The sequence below is a fragment of the Streptomyces sp. KL109B genome (genome assembly GCF_030766935.1).
Classification (GTDB): domain Bacteria; phylum Actinomycetota; class Actinomycetes; order Streptomycetales; family Streptomycetaceae; genus Streptomyces.
On record NZ_JASERL010000012.1, the window covers coordinates 128107 to 144891 of the forward strand.

The window sequence follows — 16785 nt, forward strand, 5'->3', positions numbered from 1 at the left end:
CCCTCGCAGCGTAAGAACCTGGAGCTCACACCATGGAAGCCGCCGACTTCAATGCCGTACGGGACGCGGTGCGCCGTCTCGTACGAGAGGACGTCGTTCCCCGCGAGGACGAGATCGAGGAGACCGACGCGATACCGGAGGGCCTCCGGCGCAAGGCGGCGGACATGGGCCTGTTCGGGTACACGCTGCCCGAGGAGTACGGCGGACTCGGGGCGTCGCTGACCGAGGATGTGCGGCTGGCGTTCGAGTTCGGCTGGACCACGCCCGCGTTCCGTTCCATGTTCGGCACGAACAACGGGATAGCGGGCCAGGTCCTCGTCAACGCCGGTACGCGGGAGCAGCGGAGCGCCTGGCTGCCCCGGCTCGCCGAGGGCGCCGTCGCCTCGTTCGCGCTGACCGAGGCCGAGGCGGGCTCCGACCCGTCGGGGCTCACCACGCGGGCGGTCCGGGACGGCGACGGGTACGTACTGAACGGCTCCAAGCGGTTCATCACGAACGCGCCGCTCGCCGACCTGTTCGTCGTCTTCGCGCGCACCGGCGAGGAGCCGTACGGCACGAAGGGCATCTCCGTCTTCCTCGTCGAGGCGGGGTCGGCCGGTGTCGCCGTCGGGCCCAAGGACCGCAAGACCGGGCAGGCGGGCGCCTGGACGGCCGAGGTGTTCTTCGACGACGTACGGGTGCCGCGGTCCGCGCTCGTCGGCGAGGAGGAGGGCGCCGGCTTCGGCGCCGCCATGAAGTCCCTGGTGCGCGGGCGCGTGCACATCGCGGCGCTGTGCGTCGGGATGGCCGAGCGGATCCTGGACGAGTCCGTCTCGTACGCCGCGTCCAGCAGGCAGGGCGGCCGGCCCATCGGCGAATTCCAGCTCGTCCAGGCGATGTTGGCGGAGATCCAGACCGGGGTGCTCGCCGGCCGTGCGATGGTCCTGGACGCCGCGGAGAAGTACGACTCGGGGGAGGACCGCAAGATCCGGCCATCGGCCGCCAAGCTGTACTGCTCGGAGATGGTGTCCAAGGCCGCCGATCTCGCCGTGCAGATCCACGGCGGCATGGGCTACATGCGCGGCACCGTCGTCGAGCGCTGCTTCCGCGACGCCCGCCTGTTCCGCATCTACGAGGGTACGAGCGAGATCCAGAAGACGATCATCGGCCGTGCCCTCCTGAAGGGTGTGAGGTAGCCGATGGCCATGACCGAGATCCCGCTCATCGCGCGCCTGAGCGACGACGAACGCGCCGTCGTCGAGGTCGTCGCCGACTTCGTCGACAACGAAGTCCTGTCCGCCGTACGGGAGTTGGAGCACGCCAACGCCTACCCCGAGAAGCTCATCGAGCAGATGAAAAGACTCGGCGTGTTCGGGCTGCTCGCGCCCGCCGAACACGGCGGCGTCGACGTGTCCACCGCCTGCTTCGCCCTCGTGGCACAGGAGTTGGCGCGCGGCTGGATGTCCTTGTCCGGCGCGATGGGCGGCCACTCCGTCGTCACGTACCTCATCCGCGCCTTCGGCACGCCCGAGCAACAGGCCGCGTACCTGCCGCGCATGGCCACCGGCGAGCTGCGCGCCACCATGGCGCTCACCGAGCCAGGCGGCGGCTCCGACCTCCAGGCCATGCACACCAAGGCGGTCCGCGCGGACGGCAGTTGGACCATCAACGGCTCGAAGACATGGATCACCAACTCGCGCCGCGCCGGGCTCATCGCGCTGCTGTGCCGCACCGAGCCGAAGGAGGGCAAGGGCTTCTCCATCCTGCTCGTGGAGAAGGACGCCGGGTACGTCGTCTCCAAGGACCTGCCCAAGCTCGGCTACAAGGGCGTCGAGAGCTGCGAGCTGATCTTCGACGACGTGACGGTGCCGGAGAGCGCCGTGCTCGGCGGGGCCGCCGGGGCCGGCTTCGCGCAGATGATGCGCGGCCTGGAGATCGGCCGCATCCAGGTCGCCTCCCGCGCCCTCGGCGTCGCCCAGGCCGCCCTGAACGACGCCACCCGCTACGCCCAGGAGCGACACACCTTCGGGCAGCCCATCTGGCGGCACCAGTCCATCGGCAACTACCTCGCCGACGGAGCCACCAAGCTGCGCGCCGCCCGGCTGCTCACCCTCGACGCCGCCGCGCGCGTCGACGCGGGGGAGCGGGCCGACATGGAGGCCGGCATGGCGAAGCTCAACGCGTCCGAGGTGTGCATGGAGATCGCGCTCAACGCGGTCCGCGTGCACGGCGGTTACGGCTACTCCACCGAGTTCGACGTCGAACGCTACTTCCGCGACGCCCCACTGATGATCGTCGGCGAGGGCACCAACGAGATCCAGCGCAATGTCATCGCCAAGCAGCACATCGCCCGCCATCGAGTCGACGACGGAGGCCGCCGATGACCGCGTCGGGGATGGGTCACGCGGACGCGTTCGCCCGTATCGAGGCCGAGTGGCGCCCCGAACCGGTCGAGACGACGGAGTTCCTCACCGTCGCGCCCGCCCGGGCGCTGTCGGGCCTGTTCGACCAGGAGCCGGTGGTCGGCGGCGTGGGCGACGCCCTGCCCCCGCTCTGGCACTGGCTGTACCTCCTCGACCGGCCCGCCCAGGCGGAACTCGGCGAGGACGGCCACCCGCGCGACGGCCTGTTCCTGCCACCGCTGCCCGAGCGCCGACGCATGTTCGGCGGCGGGCGCTACACCTTCCGCGCGCCGCTGCGGGTGGGCGACTTGGTGACGCGCCGCTCGGAGGTGGTGTCCGTCCGCGTACGGGAGGGTGGCTCGGGGCCGCTGCTCCTGGTGACGGTCCGTCATGCGTACGCCGTGGAGGGCGAGGTCCGCACAGTCGAGGAGCAGGACATCGTCTACAAGCGGCCGGGTGGTGTCGTGGCGGGCGCCCCCAAGCTGTCCGAGCAAGCCGCCGCCACCACCCCTGAGCAGCCGCCCCAACAGCCCACCACCCGCTGGTCGTTCACCCTGCGCCCCGACCCGTCGCTCCTCTTCCGGTTCAGCGCGCTGACGTACAACGCCCACCGCATCCACTACGACCGCGACTACGCGCGCGACGTCGAGGGCTATCCCGACCTCGTCGTGCACGGGCCGCTGCTGGCCCTGTCGCTGCTCGAACTGCCGCGCCGGTACGCGCCCGAGCGCCAGGTCGCCGCGTTCTCCTTCCGGGCGAAGGCGCCGTTGTTCGCGCCCCGGGAGTTCGCGGTGCGGGGCGCACCCGAAGGGGACGAGCGCGTCGCGCTGAACGCGGGGCTCCCGGGCGTGGCACCCGGCATCACGGGCGAGGCCACCTTCGCCTGAGGCCGTTCACAGCACGCCGCCCGCGCGCAGTGCGGAGATGGCGTCGGCGTCGTAACCGAGGCTGCGCAGGACGGAGTCGGTGTGTTCGCCGACGGCCGGTACGGGGTCCATGCGCGGGGTGAGGCCGCCGGGCGTCGCGGGCGGAAGGAGGGCCTTGACCGGGCCGCCGGGGGTGCCCACGTCGCGCCAGCGGTCGCGGCCCGCGAGGACGGGGTGGTCCCAGAACTCGGCGACCGAGTTGAGGCGCGCGTTGGCGACCTTCGCCTCGTCGAGCAGCGCGACCGCCTCGGCCGCCGTCAGTTCGCGGAAGCGGGCGGCGACGATGGCGTTGAGCTCGTCGCGGCGGGCCACACGCGAGGAACCCTTGTGGAAGCGCTCGTCGGTGGCGAGCGGCGCGTCGCCGAGGAACACGGCGCAGAACGCGGCCCATTCGCGGTCGTTCTGGATGGCGAGCAGCACCGTCGTGCCGTCGGCGGCGTCGTACGGGCCGTAGGGCGCGATCGTCGCGTGCTGCGCGCCGACGCGCTTCGGCTGGTTCCCCGAGTACGCGGTGTAGTACGCGGGGGAGCCCATCCACTCCGCCAGCGCCTCGAACAACGACACCTCCACGGGGCGCGCCACGCCCGTCGTCCGCCGCTCGTACAGCGCGGTCAGGATGCCCGAGTACGCGTACATGCCGGCCGCGATGTCGGCGATGGAGATGCCGACCTTCGCGGGCTCCTCGGGCGAGCCGGTCAGCGACACGACGCCGGTCTCGCACTGTACGAGCAGGTCGTACGCCTTGCGGTCGGCCCAGGGGCCTGTGGTGCCGTAGCCGGAGATGCCGCAGGTGATCAACGACGGGTGTCGGTCGGCGAGTTCGGCGGCGCCGAGTCCGAGGCGGTGGGCGGCGCCGGGCGCCAGGTTCTGCACGAGCACGTCGGCGTCGGCGAGCAGCCGCTCCAACACCTCACGCCCGCCCGGGGACTTGATGTCGAGGGTGAGGGATTCCTTGGAGCGGTTGAGCCAGACGAAATAGCTGGACTGGCCGTGCACCGACTCGTCGTAGCCGCGCGCGAAGTCGCCGGGGCCCGGCCGTTCGACCTTGATGACTCGGGCTCCGAGGTCGGCGAGTTGGCGGGTCGCGAAGGGGGCGGCGACGGCCTGTTCCAGGCTGACGACGGTGATGCCTTCGAGGGGGAGGCGGGGCATGCGGACTCCAGGGGGTGCGGGGTTGGGCGAGCGGAATTGAGCGAACGTTCATCACGCGCGGTGTACCTCACAAGTACCTGGGTGTATCACGCCTCCGATTGGCGGGACGGGGCGGGCGATAACATGGCGAGGATCGTCGCCCGTTGTACGAATGTTCAGTTGCGGGGCGAACTGAGCCGTCGCCAGCCCGGATCGGAGCAACGTGTCCACTCGACCCGCAGGTCACAAGGCCATCATCGAGGCCGCCCGCGAGGAGTTCTCCGAGCAGGGCTACGGGGCCACCTCGATCCGCGACATCGCCAAGCGCGCCGGGGTCAGCCTGTCCGCGCTGTACTACTACTACAAGGGCAAGCAGGAACTCCTCGTCGCCATCCTCGACGAGGGCCTCGACGCCTACTTCGGCACCTGCGGCACCGCCCTCGAAGAGGCCGGCGACGACCCCGCGGAGCAGTTGGAGGCCCTCGTCACGGCGACGGTCCGGTTCCGCATCGAGCACCCGGTCAAGAGCAGCATCGTGCTCACCGAGGGCCGCAGCCTGGAGCCCGAACACCTCGCCCGCTACCGCAAGAACGAGGAACGCGGCACCCAACAGTTCCGCGAGGTCATCGAACGCGGCGTCACCGAAGGCGTCTTCCTCACCCCCCACCCGGACGACGCCCGCCGCGCCGTCATCGCCATGTGCAACGCCATCGCCCAGTGGTACCGCCCCGACGGCGAGGTGACACCGGACGAACTCGTCGCGCGATACGTGTCGTTGGCGCTCACGGTGGTGGAATACCGGCCACGCTCGGTGCGCCGCCCGGCCCGGGGGAACGCCTGACGCCAGGACCGGCCGGGCGGGGGCCGCGTGGGTTCACGGGCTCTCCGGGCTCCGAGGACCCCCCGGCGAGACCGCTCCTCACGGTCAGTTGACCTGCACGGTGCTGCTGGCGGTTGTCCTGCCCTGGCGTCGGCAGATGATCGCCCCCACTGTCGTCAACGCCAGGAAGGCGCTCATCACCACCGCCATGGGGGTCGTGCTGCGCGTGCCCAAGAGGCCGATGAGAGGCGAGGCCGCGGCGCCGAAGGAGAACTGGGCTACGCCGAGCAGCGCCGACATCGTGCCCGGGGCCGCCCGGCCGCGGCTCTGGCCCACGGCGCTCAAGGCCGGGAAGAGGAGACCGAAGGAGGCGACGGTGATCAGTAAGCACACACAGAAGGACCACAGATGCAGCGTCCCGGACGCCTTGGTCCTCATCAAGGCCCGGGCCTTCCGCGACGGCACGACCACGAGCGACGTCGCGAACCGGATAGTCCACTCCGGCCTGCGGCTGACGGGCGAGTCGGGGTGACGCGTGGCTACTGGGAGCGCACTTCCGCCGTCCGCTCCTGGCCTCCCTCGTCGGCACGCAGGCGGACGAGATCCAGCGACGTGACGTTTCTGTCGCTCATCTGCCGGGCACGGTCACGCATCACCTGGGCCCGCTTCCTCATCTCCGAGGAGCGCTGCACGGCGATCCGGGCCTCCCGACGGATGGCTTCCAGGTCCCGGTGCCGCGTCCACCCGGACGATCCTGCTGTCGTCCTCACCGTTTCACCTCGGAACTCGCACCGATGTCGGATCGTCGGGTACCCCGTACACCGTCGGCAAGCCCACTCGATCCACCTGCGTCCACGTCAAGCGTCAGGTGCGCCATGCGCAATCGTGGAGACCGGTGAGTGGCGAGGCGGTTTCATCGTTCACTCGGCTCTGCCCGAAACAGACGGCAGAAGTGCGGCTCAACGCACCCGACCCCGCGGTTTCAGCGGCACGGGCGGCAGCTCAGGAGCATCCAACCGCTCCCCGTCGTACCCCTTCACGTCCCCGAACCGCGACCCCGTCATCCAGTCCTCCCGCGCCTGCGTGATCTCGTCCTGGTTGCGGCCGATGTAGTTCCACCACATCACCAACTCCTCCTCGAACGGCTCCCCGCCGAGCAGCATCAACCCCGCGTCGGACTCCGCGCGCAGCGGGAGTTCGGTGCGGCCGCAGCCGAGGTAGAGCATGGAGCCGGGGAGGAGGGGGACGTTGTCGACGTGGGAGTCGCCGGACATGGCGAGGACCGCGTATTCGAAGTCGGGGTTCAGGGGGAGGCGGGTCTCCGTGCCGTGAACCAGGGACAGGTCCGCGCCGACGATGGGGGTGTAGGTCGTGCCGGGGGAGGCCGTGCCGTCGAGGGAGCCGAGGATGACGGTGGCGGTCAGGCCGGGGGACGTCACCGTCGGCAGGGAGCCGTGGTGTTCGAAGTGCGGGTCGACGTGGCGGTGGGTGTCGGGGAGGGCGACCCAGAGTTGGGCGCCGTGGAGGTAGCGGGCGTGGGAGCGCGGACTCTCCTCCGAGTGGGAGATGGCACGGCCTGAGGTCATGAGGCCGAGCTCGCGGGGGCGGATCGTCTGCAGGCTGCCCGTGCTGTCACGGTGCAGGACCTCGCCCTCGTGCAGCCAGCTCACCGTCTGCAGCCCCATGTGCGGGTGCGGCGGCACCTGCATGCCGGGCTCGTCCGCGATGTCGTCCGGGCCGTAGTGGTCGACGAAGGCCCAGGCGCCGACCATGCGGCGTCCCAGGTTGGGCAGCAGACGACGGACCTCCGTGGACTCGCCCAGCTGGACGCGGCGTGGGCTGAGGAGTTCGCGGACCGGCTCCGCCACGACGAATCCACGCCCACCGCACACCGACGGCACCGCCTCGCGGTCAAGGTTGCTCATGACGGACAACCTAGACCCTGTCCTCGGACTCCCGGCAGCGCCGCGACGCCCGTACGGGTCACCCGGCGCGCCGAGCCGCGGCCGAGCCACTGGAATGGTCGGGTGCGCCTCGTGAACGGTGGGCCCGGCACCGCGCCGCCCGACGACTGTCTCGCCCGCAACGACTGGATCTGCGGCGAGTATCTGAGCACGCGTCGGCACATTCTGCTCGACGCCACCGTGCAGCACCTGGAGATCACCGTCGTCGCCGTCGCCATCGCGGTCGTCATCGCCGTGCCGCTGGCGGTCATGGCGCGCAGGTGGGGGTGGGCCGCCGGGCCCGTGCTCGCGCTGACGACCGTGCTCTACACGATTCCGTCGCTCGCGATGTTCTCGCTGCTGCTGCCGGTCTACGGGCTCTCCGCGACGCTCGTCGTCGCCGGGCTCGTCCTCTACTCGCTCACCCTCCTCGTACGGAACATCCTCGCCGGGCTGCGCTCCGTACCCGAGGACACCCGGCAGGCCGCGCGCGGCATGGGGTACGGGCCGATCAGGCTGCTGCTCACCGTCGAACTGCCGCTCGCGCTGCCCGCCGCGCTCGCCGGGCTGCGCATCGCCACCGTGTCCGCCGTCTCGCTGGTGACCGTCGGAGCCATCGTCGGGTACGGGGGCCTCGGGAATTTGATCTATGCCGGGATGAATACGAACTTCAGGGCCCAGGTGCTCAGCGCCTCCGTGCTGTGTGTCGTGATCGCGCTCGTCGCCGATGTTCTGTTGCTGGGAATCGGGCGGGCGCTCACTCCCTGGACGAGAGCGGGGCGCGCGTGAATCTGCTGTCCGACTCCTGGAACTGGCTCGCCGACTCCGCCAACTGGGCCGGGGACAACGGCGTTTGGCACCGGCTCGCCCAGCACGTGAGCCTGACCCTCATCTGCCTCGTCATCAGTTGCCTCATCGCCCTGCCCGTCGCGCTCGTGCTCGGGCACCTCGGGAAGGGCGGGGCGCTCGCCGTCAATGTCGCCAACGTGGGGCGGGCCGTGCCCACCTTCGCCGTCCTGGTGCTGTTGCTGCTCACGCCGCTGGGGCAGTTCAGCGAGGGGCCGACGGTGGTCGCTCTGGTGCTGTTCGCGGTGCCGCCGCTGCTCACCAACGCGTACGTCGGGATGCGCGGCGTCGACCGGGGCGTCGTGCAGGCGGCCCGGGGGATGGGGATGACCGGGCGGCAGATGCTGGTGAAGGTGGAGGTGCCGCTCGCGTTGCCGATGATTCTGAACGGGGTGCGGATCGCGGCGGTGCAGTTGGTGGCGACCGCCACGATCGCCGCCATCGCGGGTGGGGGTGGCCTTGGGCGGATCATCACCGCCGGGTTCAATCTCGCCAGTACGCCGCAGGTGGTCGCGGGGGCCGTGCTCGTGGCCGGGTTCGCGCTCGTCGTCGAGGCGGCGTTCGAGATCGTCGAGCGGTTCGGACCCGGGTGGGTGCGGGGGAGGAGGGCCGGATGAGGAAAGGGAAGTGGGTTGCTGTGGTGGTGGGGGTTCTGTTGTTGGTCGGTGGGTGTGGGGGTGGGCCCTCGCTCGAGAATCGGGGGGAGGTGACCTCGTCGCCCGGCGACAGCAAGCATCTCGTCATCGGGTCCGCCGGGTTCACCGAGAGCGATCTGCTCGCCAATATGTACGCGCTGCTGCTGAAGCAGGCCGGGTACGGGACCGAGCTGCTGTCCGTCGGCAACCGTGAACTGTACGAACCCGCCCTGGAGTCCGGGCAGATCGACGTCGTGCCCGAGTACGCGGCCACCTTCGCCGACTGGCTCAACGCCAAGGCCAATGGCGCCGACGCGAAGCCAGTCGGGTCGCCCGATCTCGACGAGACCATGAAGCATCTCCGTTCGCTCGCCGCGCCGCGCGGGCTCGATGTCCTCGACGCCGGGAAGGCCGTCGACCAGAACGCGTTCGCGGTCACCGAGGCGTACGCGAAGAAGCATCACCTCAAGACGCTCAGCGACCTCGGGGACTCCGGGCTCAAGGTGCGGGTGGCCGCCGGGGACGAGTGCGTACAGCGGCCGTACTGCCAGCCCGGGTTGGAGAAGGTCTACGGCATCGACGTGACCGGGATCGACCCCAAGGGCGTAGGCACCACGCAGGCCAAGAACGCCGTCAAGAACGGGCAGGACCAGATGGTGCTCACCACGACCACCGACGCCACCCTCGGCGACTTCGGGCTCGTGCTCCTCGACGACGACAAGAAGCTGCAGAACGCCGACTACATCGTGCCCGTCGTCAACCGCTCCCGGGCCGGCAACGACAAGGTCGCGAAGGCGCTCGGCGCGCTCAACTCCGTACTCACCACCCAGGATCTCGCCGCCCTGAACCAGCAGGTCGACAGCTGGCGCCGGCTGCCCGAGGACGTCGCGCGGGCATACCTGGAGGACAAGGGACTGTTGCGGCAGGGCGGTTGAGAGGTGTGTGCTGCGGTTCGGCGGGAAATCGGGGGCTGACCAACCGCAGCAGCGGCACACATCCGCGACACGTACAGGAAGCCGTATGAATCGAGCCGTCGTCGTCGGAGCGGGCGTCCTGGGCGCCTGCGTCGCCTACCACCTCGCCCGCGCGGGCGTCGAAGTCGTCGTCCTGGAGGAGGCGGGGCCCGCCTCCGGGACCTCCGGAGCCACCTTCGCCGCCGACGTCACCCACCTCAAGACCCCGCACACCTACTACCGGCTCAACCGCCAGGGCTCGGACGGCCACCGCGCCCTCGCCGACGAACTCGACGGTCCCGACTGGCGGCACCCGGCGCCGCTCGTGCAGTGGGCCGACAGCGACGAAGCGCAGCGCTCGCTGCGCGAACGGGCCGATCGCGTACGGGAGTGGGGCCACGACTGCCGCACCGCCCCGGCCTCCGTACTGCGCGAGCTCGCGCCCGCCGTCGACCCGGCCGCCTGCGCCGTCGGCGAGATCGTCGTGCACGACGCCACCGCCTGGTTCGACGCGCCGCGCCTCGTGCACGCCCTGCTGGACGCGGCGGTCCGGCGGCACGGCGCCGAAACGCACTACGGCACCCGCGTCACCGGGCTACGGCGCGCCGCTGACGGCACGGGGATCGTCGGGGTGGAGGCCGGGGACCGGAGCTGGGGCGCCGACGCCGTCGTGAACTGCGCGGGGCCCGCCGCCGACCAGATCGCCGCGCTCGCCGGGCAGCGGCTGCCGCTGCGGCACGTCCCCGGGCTCGTCGCGGAGACCGGACCCCCGGCCGAAGGGCCGCTCACCGCGATCCTCTCCGCGCCCGGCATCGACCTGCGGCCCACGGCTGACGGCGGCGTGCTCGCCCTGTCCTGGGAGGTCGACGCGCGGCTCAACGGCGCGGGCCACGACGGCCTCGCGGCGGAGCTGCACCGGCGCGCGAGCACCGTCGTGCCGGGCCTGGGCGCGAGCCGGATCGCCGACGCGCGCATCGGCGTACGACCCGTGCCGCTGGACGGACTGCCACTGGTCGGAGAGGCGGCCACGGCGCCCGGCCTGTACCACCTCGTCTCGCACAGCGCGGTGACCCTCGCCCCGGTCCTCGGCCGGCTCGCCGCGCGGGAACTCACGAGCGGCAGACAGGCCGAGGAACTGGGCGCGTACCGGCCCGGACGGGCCGTGGCCGACGGCGACGTACAGGACGAGAACCTGCGCGCGATGAACCACCGCGGATCAAACCCTCAACCTAAAGTTTAGGGTTACGTGGCTGTCCCCTGGGCCTACGCGTCCGCCACCGAGTCGAACTCCACCTCGTCCCGCCCCACACCCTGCGCGTCCGCGTCCACCGAGCGCCGCAGTGCCTCGTGCAGCTTCGCCGGGGTCAGGACGCCGAGGAAACGGGCGCCGTCGAGGACCGCGACCCAGCCCGCGTCGTGCTGGAGCATCACCCCGAACGCCTGCTTAAGCGGGGCGCCGACCGGTACCCACGCGTTCATCCGGTGCGCGAGCTCGCCCACCGTGCCGTCCGGACCGGCCAGCGACGCCTCGTCGACCCCGATCCAACCGTGCAGGTCACCGCCCTCGTCGAGCACCACCGCCCAGCGCGCCCCCTCCTCACGCATCCGGGCGGCGGCCCGCGCGGGCGGCTCGGCGAAGCGGGCCACCGACGGCTGCTCCAGGTCGTCCGGCTCGATCTCCGTGACCGAAAGCCGCTTCAGGCCCCGGTCGGCGCCGACGAACTCGGCGACGTACGGCGTCGCGGGCGAACCGAGCACCGCGCCCGGCGTGTCGTACTGCTCGATGCGTCCCTGCCCGTACACCGCGATGCGGTCGCCGAGCCGCACCGCCTCCTCGATGTCGTGCGTGACCAGCAGGACCGTCTTGCGGACGGCCGCCTGCATCTTCAGGAACTCGTCCTGCAACTGCTCACGCACCACCGGGTCCACCGCACCGAACGGCTCGTCCATGAGGAGGACCGGCGGATCGGCGGCGAGCGCACGGGCGACCCCGACGCGTTGGCGCTGGCCGCCGGAGAGCTGCTCGGGATAGCGGTTGCCGTACGTCTTCGGGTCCAGGCCCACCAGATCGAGCAGCTCGGTGGCGCGCGCCCGTGCCTTCGCCTTCTTCCAGCCGATGAGGGCGGGCACGGTCGCCGTGTTGTCGAGGATCGTGCGGTGCGGGAAGAGGCCGACCTGCTGGATGACGTAGCCGATGCGGCGGCGCAGCTGGACCGGGTCGACGTCCGCGATGTCCTCGCCCTCGACGTGGATGTGACCCGACGTCGGCTCGATCAGCCGGTTCACCATCATCATCGTGGTGGTCTTGCCGCAGCCGGAAGGGCCGACGAGCGTGACCAGTTCGCCCTCGTTCACCTCGAACGAGAGGTCGTCCACCGCCGTCGTGCCGTCCGCGTACCGCTTGGTGACATGGTCGAACCGGATCATGTCACCAACGCTAGCCGCGCCCCTCAGCCGCCGCTCACCAGGACGACCTCAAGGGTGCGCGGTCCGTGCACGCCCTCGACCCGGTCGAGTTCGATGTCGCTGGTCGCGGACGGGCCCGAGATCCAGGTGAGCGGGCGGGCCGGGTCGAGCCGTTCGAGGGCCTGCGGGACGGACGACACGACCTGGTCTTGGACGCGTACGACGCAGATGTGGTGGTCGGGGACGAGGGTGATGCGGCGGCGGCCCTGGTCGCCGGAGCCGTCGAGGACGATCGTCCCGGTCTCGGCGATGGCCACCGCGCAGGCGGTGACGACGCTGTCGACGGCGTCGAGTTCGGCGGGGGTGTTCGCGGCGCGGTCGTGGACCTGTGTGGGGTCCGCCCCGGCAAGCCACTCGCGCGGCAGCTCCTGCGGCACGGCCACGGTCCGCGAGCCGTGCTCGGCGAGCAGCCGGGCGATGGTGGCGGGCAGCTCGTCGGCGGTGGCGCGGTGCACGATCGCCCGGTAGTCGGCGAGGTTCTCGGCGAGGAGCTCGACCGTCTGCTCCGTCGTACGGTTCCCGTGCTCGCGCAGATAGCCCCGGTCGATGTCCGTGCCGTACGAGGTCGGGGCCCCGACCGGCCCGCCGAGCGCGCGCCGCACCCGGCCGAGGATCACGTCCCTGCTGCTCACTTCGCGGTGTCCTTTCCGCCGTTCGTACGCTTCCACCAGTCGCGGAACGGTTCCGCGGGCACCTTCGGCAGGTCGCGGGTCGCCGTCCACGCCTTGCCGGGGCCCGGCACCGTACGCGGGTGGAAGCGGCGGGTGCGGGAGGCCAGGCGTTGTCCTGTGGCGAGGGCGGCCGGGTGGGTGAAGGCCCAGGTGGCGGCGCGCATCGCGGCGCGTTCGGCGGCGTGGCCCTTGGCGGGGCGGAGCATGACCTTGTTGCCGTTGCGCGTGGCCGGGCCGCCCGCGACGACCCGCTCGCGCAGATGCACCAGCACCTCGGGGATGTCGATGGCGACGGGACACACCTCGTAGCAGGCGCCGCACAGCGACGAGGCGTACGGCAGCGAGGCGTCGATCTCGCTCTGGGTGCCCCGGAGTTGGGGGCTGAGGATGGCGCCGATCGGGCCCGGATAGACCGAGCCGTACGCGTGGCCGCCCGCGCGCTCGTACACGGGGCAGACATTGAGGCAGGCCGAGCAGCGGATGCAGCGCAGCGCCTGGCGGCCGACCTCGTCGGCGAGGGTGTCGGTGCGGCCGTTGTCGATGAGGACGAGGTGGAAGGTGTGCGGCCCGTCGGAGTCGGTGGTGCCCGTCCAGGTGGAGGTGTACGGGTTCATGCGCTCGGCCGTGGAGGAGCGGGGGAGCGTCTGGAGGAAGACCTCCAGGTCCTGCCAGGTCGGCACGATCTTCTCGATGCCGACGACGGAGATGAGTGTCTCGGGGAGCGTGAGACACATGCGGCCGTTGCCCTCGGACTCGACGACGACGAGGGTGCCGGTCTCGGCGACCATGAAGTTGGCGCCGGAGATGCCGATCTTAGCGCGCAGGAACTTCTCGCGCAGGTGCAGGCGCGCCGCCTCGGCGAGCTCGGCGGGTGTGTCGGTGAGGTTCTCCGGGGCCGGACGGCCCCAACTCCCCATCTCCTTCTCGAAGATGTCGCGGATCTCGCCGCGGTTGCGGTGGATGGCGGGGACGAGGATGTGCGAGGGCCTGTCGTGGCCGAGCTGGACGATCAGCTCGGCGAGGTCGGTCTCGTAGGCATTGATGCCCTCGGCCTCCAGGTGCTCGTTGAGGCCGATCTCCTGGGTGGCCATCGACTTGACCTTGACGACCTCCGACTCGCCGGTCTCCCGGACGAGCCCGGTCACGATCCGGTTGGCCTCGTCGGCGTCCCGCGCCCAGTGCACGGTGCCGCCGGCGGCCGTGACGGACTCCTCCAGCTTCAGGAGGTAGTGCTCCAGGTGGTGGAGGGTGTGGTCCTTGATCTCTTTGCCGGCCTGGCGCAGCCGCGCCCAGTCGTCCAGCTCCGAGACCGCGCGTGCGCGCTTGTCGCGGATGGTGTGCGTGGCGTGCTTCAGGTTGGCGCGCAGGGTGGTGTCGCGTACGGCGTCGTGCGCGGCCTTCGGGAAGGCCGGCATCCCGACGAATGTGCCGCTCATGACAGGGGCTCCTCTTCGGTGCCGGCCAGGATCTCGGCGATGTGGACGGGGCGCATGCCGACGTTCAGGCGGGTCATGGTGCCGCCGATGTGCATCAGGCAGGAGTTGTCGGCGGCGCACAGCACGTCCGCGCCGGTCGACTCGGCGTTGCGCACCTTGTCGGCGCCCATGGCCGACGACACGTCCGCGTTCTTGACGGCGAAGGTGCCGCCGAAGCCGCAGCACTCGGCCGCACCCGGCAGCTCGGCGAGCTCAAGTCCCTTGACCTTGCTGAGGAGTTGGGTGGGGCGGTCGCCGAGACCGAGGGAGCGCAGGCCGTGGCAGGTGGGGTGGTAGGTCACTTTGTGCGGGTAGTACGCGCCGACGTCGGTGACCTTCAGTACGTCGACGAGGAACTCGGTGAGTTCGTACGTCTTGGGAACGACCGGCGCGAGGGTGGTGGCGAGCGCGGTGCCACGCCCCTCCGCGCGCGCCCGCTCGCCCATCCGCGGGTACAGCTCGCGGACCATCGCCGCGCAGGATCCGGACGGCGTGATGATTGCGTCGTAATCACCCGCGGCGAGACCGGGTCCGAAGGTGTCGGCGTAGTGGGTGGCCAGCGGCTCGGCCTCGCGGCGGTAACCGGTGTTGTAGTGCGGCTGGCCGCAGCAGGTCTGCGCCGCCGGGAAGTCGACCTCCACGCCCAGCCGGTTCAGGAGCTTCACGACGGCGCGGCCCGTGTCCGGGTAGAGCGTGTCGTTGACACAGGTCAGGAAGAGTGCGACACGCATCGGGGCCCCTTCGGCTTGTCGATCATCGGTCGGGTGCAGCGTACGTCGTGGGCGGGGGCGGGTCACGGGGTGTGGACACGTGCCGCCGCGGCGTCCCACGCGGCCCGGTCGCCGCGCGGCTGGTAGCGCGCGAGCGGCTGTGTGTCGGCGACGAGCCGGCGCATCGCGGCCCGGTCACCGAGGACACCGTCGGCCCGTGCCTGCACGAGTACGTTGCCCAGCGCGGCGCCCTCCGCGGGGCCCGCCACGACGGGCAACCCGCAGGCGTCCGCGGTGAGTTGGCACAGCAGGGGGTTGCGGGCGCCGCCGCCGACGATGTGCACGACGTCGACCGGCTGGTCGGCGAGGCGGGCGGCGTCCTCGATGGCGCGGCGGTGGGCGAGGGCGAGCGAGTCGAGGATGCAGCGGGTGACCTCGGCGCGGGTACGGGGTTCCGGCTGGCCGGTGGCGCGGCAGGCGGCGGCGATGCGGTCCGGCATGCCGCCGGGCGGGAGGAAGGCGGGGTCGCCGGCGTCGACGACGGAGCGGAGGGGGGTGGCCTTCGCTCCGTCGTCGAGGAGGTGGGTCAAGTCCGGTTCATTCCAGGCGCGTTGGCATTCCTGGAGGAGCCACAGGCCCATGATGTTGCGGAGGTAGCGGACCGTGCCGTCGATGCCGAGCTCGTTCGTGAAGTTCGCGGCGCGGCTGTCCTCCGTGAGGACCGGGGCGTCCAGTTCGAGGCCCGCGAGGGACCAGGTGCCGGTGCAGATGTACGCGAAGTTCGGCTCGGTGGCCGGGACGGCGGCGACGGCCGACGCGGTGTCGTGCGAGGCGACGGTGGTGACGGGGACCGGGCCCGTGAGGCCGGTCTCGGCGAGGACGTGCGGGAGGAGGTGGCCGGCCGGGTCGCCGGGGCGGCGGAGTGGGGCGAAGAGGTCCAGGTCGATGTCCGCGCGGGCCGCGATGTCGTGGGACCAGTCGCCGGTGCGGGGGTCGATGAGCTGGGTGGTGGAGGCGTTGGTGAGTTCGGTGCCTTGGTGGCCGGTCAGCCAGTAGGTGAGGAGGTCGGGGATGAGGAGGAGGCGGTGGGCGGCGGCGAGTTGGGGGGTGCCGCGGGCGGCGGTCAGCTGGTAGATCGTGTTGAACGGGACGTACTGGAGGCCGGTGGCGGCGTACAGCTCCGCCGGGGGGATCTTCGCCCACAGTCGCTCGGCGGTGCGGTCGTCCGTGCGGGTGTCGCGGTAGTGGTACGGGTTGCCGAGGAGGGTGCCGTCCGCGGCGAGGAGGCCGTAGTCGACGGCCCAGCTGTCGATGCCGACGGAGCGGATCGGGGTGCCGGTTCGGCGGAGGCCGTCCAGGATGCCGGTGTAGAGGGCGAGGATGTTCCAGTGCAGGCCGTCGGGGGTGCGGGCGGGGGTGTTCGCGAAACGGTGGGACTCCGTCAGGGTGAGGGTGTCCGGCGTGACGTCGGCCGTCATGACCCGGCCGCTGGAGGCGCCCAGGTCTATCGCGGCGTAGGGGGTGGTGGGCATGTGGTGGCCTTTGAGGGGGTGGGTGGGGTGTTGGTGTTGGTGTGTGGCGGGTGGCCGTGGTTGGGGTGCGCGGTTCCCCGCGCCCCCAAGCGACGGGGCCCGGGGCGGGGGAGTGGTGTGTGGCGGTCGATCGGGGTTGGGGTGCGCGGTTCCCCGCGCCCCCAAGCGACGGGGCTGGGCGTGCAGTCCCCTCCCCGCCCCCGGTTTTTGGAGCCCCTGCGGCGATTGAGCAGCGGGGGCCGGGGCGGAGCCCCGTGCGGGTGGGCTGAGTCGGACGGGGTGCGCCCACCCGTACG

Annotated in this window: 17 protein-coding genes; 9 read left to right on the plus strand and 8 right to left on the minus strand. The window is 71.4% G+C overall.

Features of this window, described 5'->3' with window-relative positions; all coding sequences use genetic code 11:
* Positions 1 to 32: 32 nt before the first annotated feature.
* Genes RBJ65_RS32680 through RBJ65_RS32690 form a run of 3 tightly spaced genes read left to right on the plus strand, consistent with a single transcriptional unit; the run spans position 33 to position 3268 of the window.
* Positions 33 to 1175: an acyl-CoA dehydrogenase family protein gene (locus tag RBJ65_RS32680; RefSeq protein WP_306320301.1), complete on the plus strand. Its 1143-nt coding sequence runs from the start codon at positions 33 to 35 to the stop codon at positions 1173 to 1175.
* Between the two features lie 9 nt (positions 1176 to 1184).
* Complete coding sequence (locus RBJ65_RS32685) at positions 1185 to 2363, plus strand: acyl-CoA dehydrogenase family protein (RefSeq protein WP_306320300.1); 1179 nt, start codon at positions 1185 to 1187, stop codon at positions 2361 to 2363.
* Complete coding sequence (locus RBJ65_RS32690) at positions 2360 to 3268, plus strand: MaoC family dehydratase N-terminal domain-containing protein (RefSeq protein WP_306320299.1); 909 nt, start codon at positions 2360 to 2362, stop codon at positions 3266 to 3268. Before RBJ65_RS32685 ends, RBJ65_RS32690 begins: the two co-directional genes overlap by 4 nt.
* A gap of 6 nt (positions 3269 to 3274) precedes the next feature.
* Here the strand turns inward: RBJ65_RS32690 and RBJ65_RS32695 are convergent, their stop codons facing one another.
* Positions 3275 to 4459, minus strand: coding sequence for a CaiB/BaiF CoA-transferase family protein (locus RBJ65_RS32695; RefSeq protein WP_306320298.1), 1185 nt, complete (start codon positions 4457 to 4459; stop codon positions 3275 to 3277).
* 202 nt (positions 4460 to 4661) lie between these two features.
* Here RBJ65_RS32695 and RBJ65_RS32700 point away from each other — a divergent pair, with 202 nt between their 5' ends.
* Together RBJ65_RS32700 and RBJ65_RS32705 are read left to right on the plus strand one after the other, a co-directional pair.
* Complete coding sequence (locus tag RBJ65_RS32700) at positions 4662 to 5279, plus strand: TetR/AcrR family transcriptional regulator (RefSeq protein WP_306320297.1); 618 nt, start codon at positions 4662 to 4664, stop codon at positions 5277 to 5279.
* A gap of 136 nt (positions 5280 to 5415) precedes the next feature.
* Positions 5416 to 5790 carry a hypothetical protein gene (locus RBJ65_RS32705; RefSeq protein WP_306320296.1) on the plus strand — a complete coding sequence of 125 codons (375 nt, stop codon included), beginning with the start codon at positions 5416 to 5418 and terminating at the stop codon, positions 5788 to 5790.
* 7 nt (positions 5791 to 5797) lie between these two features.
* On the opposite strand, the gene RBJ65_RS32710 is transcribed toward RBJ65_RS32705, so the two are convergent.
* Together RBJ65_RS32710 and RBJ65_RS32715 are read right to left on the minus strand one after the other, a co-directional pair.
* The gene (locus RBJ65_RS32710; RefSeq protein WP_306320295.1) at positions 5798 to 6028 is read right to left on the minus strand and encodes a hypothetical protein; all 231 of its coding nucleotides are present in this window, start codon (positions 6026 to 6028) and stop codon (positions 5798 to 5800) included.
* Between the two features lie 189 nt (positions 6029 to 6217).
* Entirely contained in the window at positions 6218 to 7183 is a 966-nt protein-coding gene (locus RBJ65_RS32715) for a pirin family protein (RefSeq protein ID WP_306320294.1), read from the minus strand.
* 111 nt (positions 7184 to 7294) lie between these two features.
* On the opposite strand from RBJ65_RS32715, the gene RBJ65_RS32720 reads away from it, so the two are divergent.
* From RBJ65_RS32720 to RBJ65_RS32735, 4 genes are all read left to right on the plus strand, one after another.
* Positions 7295 to 7990: an ABC transporter permease gene (locus RBJ65_RS32720; RefSeq protein WP_306332189.1), complete on the plus strand. Its 696-nt coding sequence runs from the start codon at positions 7295 to 7297 to the stop codon at positions 7988 to 7990.
* Positions 7987 to 8664 carry an ABC transporter permease gene (locus tag RBJ65_RS32725; protein WP_306320292.1) on the plus strand — a complete coding sequence of 226 codons (678 nt, stop codon included), beginning with the start codon at positions 7987 to 7989 and terminating at the stop codon, positions 8662 to 8664. Before RBJ65_RS32720 ends, RBJ65_RS32725 begins: the two co-directional genes overlap by 4 nt.
* A complete protein-coding gene (locus RBJ65_RS32730) occupies positions 8661 to 9617 on the plus strand; it encodes an ABC transporter substrate-binding protein (RefSeq protein ID WP_306320291.1) in 957 nt (318 codons plus the stop codon). The genes RBJ65_RS32725 and RBJ65_RS32730 overlap by 4 nt, the downstream gene beginning before the upstream one ends.
* A gap of 85 nt (positions 9618 to 9702) precedes the next feature.
* Positions 9703 to 10875, plus strand: a complete 1173-nt coding sequence (locus RBJ65_RS32735) for an FAD-binding oxidoreductase (RefSeq protein WP_306320290.1) — start codon at positions 9703 to 9705, stop codon at positions 10873 to 10875.
* Between the two features lie 23 nt (positions 10876 to 10898).
* On the opposite strand, the gene RBJ65_RS32740 is transcribed toward RBJ65_RS32735, so the two are convergent.
* From RBJ65_RS32740 to RBJ65_RS32760, 5 genes are all read right to left on the minus strand, one after another.
* On the minus strand, positions 10899 to 12062 hold the full coding sequence (locus RBJ65_RS32740; protein ID WP_306320289.1) for an ABC transporter ATP-binding protein: 1164 nt from the start codon (positions 12060 to 12062) through the stop codon (positions 10899 to 10901).
* Positions 12063 to 12085: 23 nt separating this feature from the next.
* Complete coding sequence (locus tag RBJ65_RS32745; protein ID WP_306320288.1) at positions 12086 to 12733, minus strand: lactate utilization protein C; 648 nt, start codon at positions 12731 to 12733, stop codon at positions 12086 to 12088.
* The gene (locus RBJ65_RS32750; RefSeq protein ID WP_306320287.1) at positions 12730 to 14208 is read right to left on the minus strand and encodes a LutB/LldF family L-lactate oxidation iron-sulfur protein; all 1479 of its coding nucleotides are present in this window, start codon (positions 14206 to 14208) and stop codon (positions 12730 to 12732) included. The genes RBJ65_RS32745 and RBJ65_RS32750 overlap by 4 nt, the downstream gene beginning before the upstream one ends.
* Entirely contained in the window at positions 14205 to 14978 is a 774-nt protein-coding gene (locus RBJ65_RS32755) for a (Fe-S)-binding protein (RefSeq protein WP_306320286.1), read from the minus strand. Before RBJ65_RS32755 ends, RBJ65_RS32750 begins: the two co-directional genes overlap by 4 nt.
* Positions 14979 to 15040: 62 nt before the next feature.
* Positions 15041 to 16489: a rhamnulokinase family protein gene (locus RBJ65_RS32760; RefSeq protein ID WP_306320285.1), complete on the minus strand. Its 1449-nt coding sequence runs from the start codon at positions 16487 to 16489 to the stop codon at positions 15041 to 15043.
* Between the last annotated feature and the right edge of the window lie 296 nt (positions 16490 to 16785).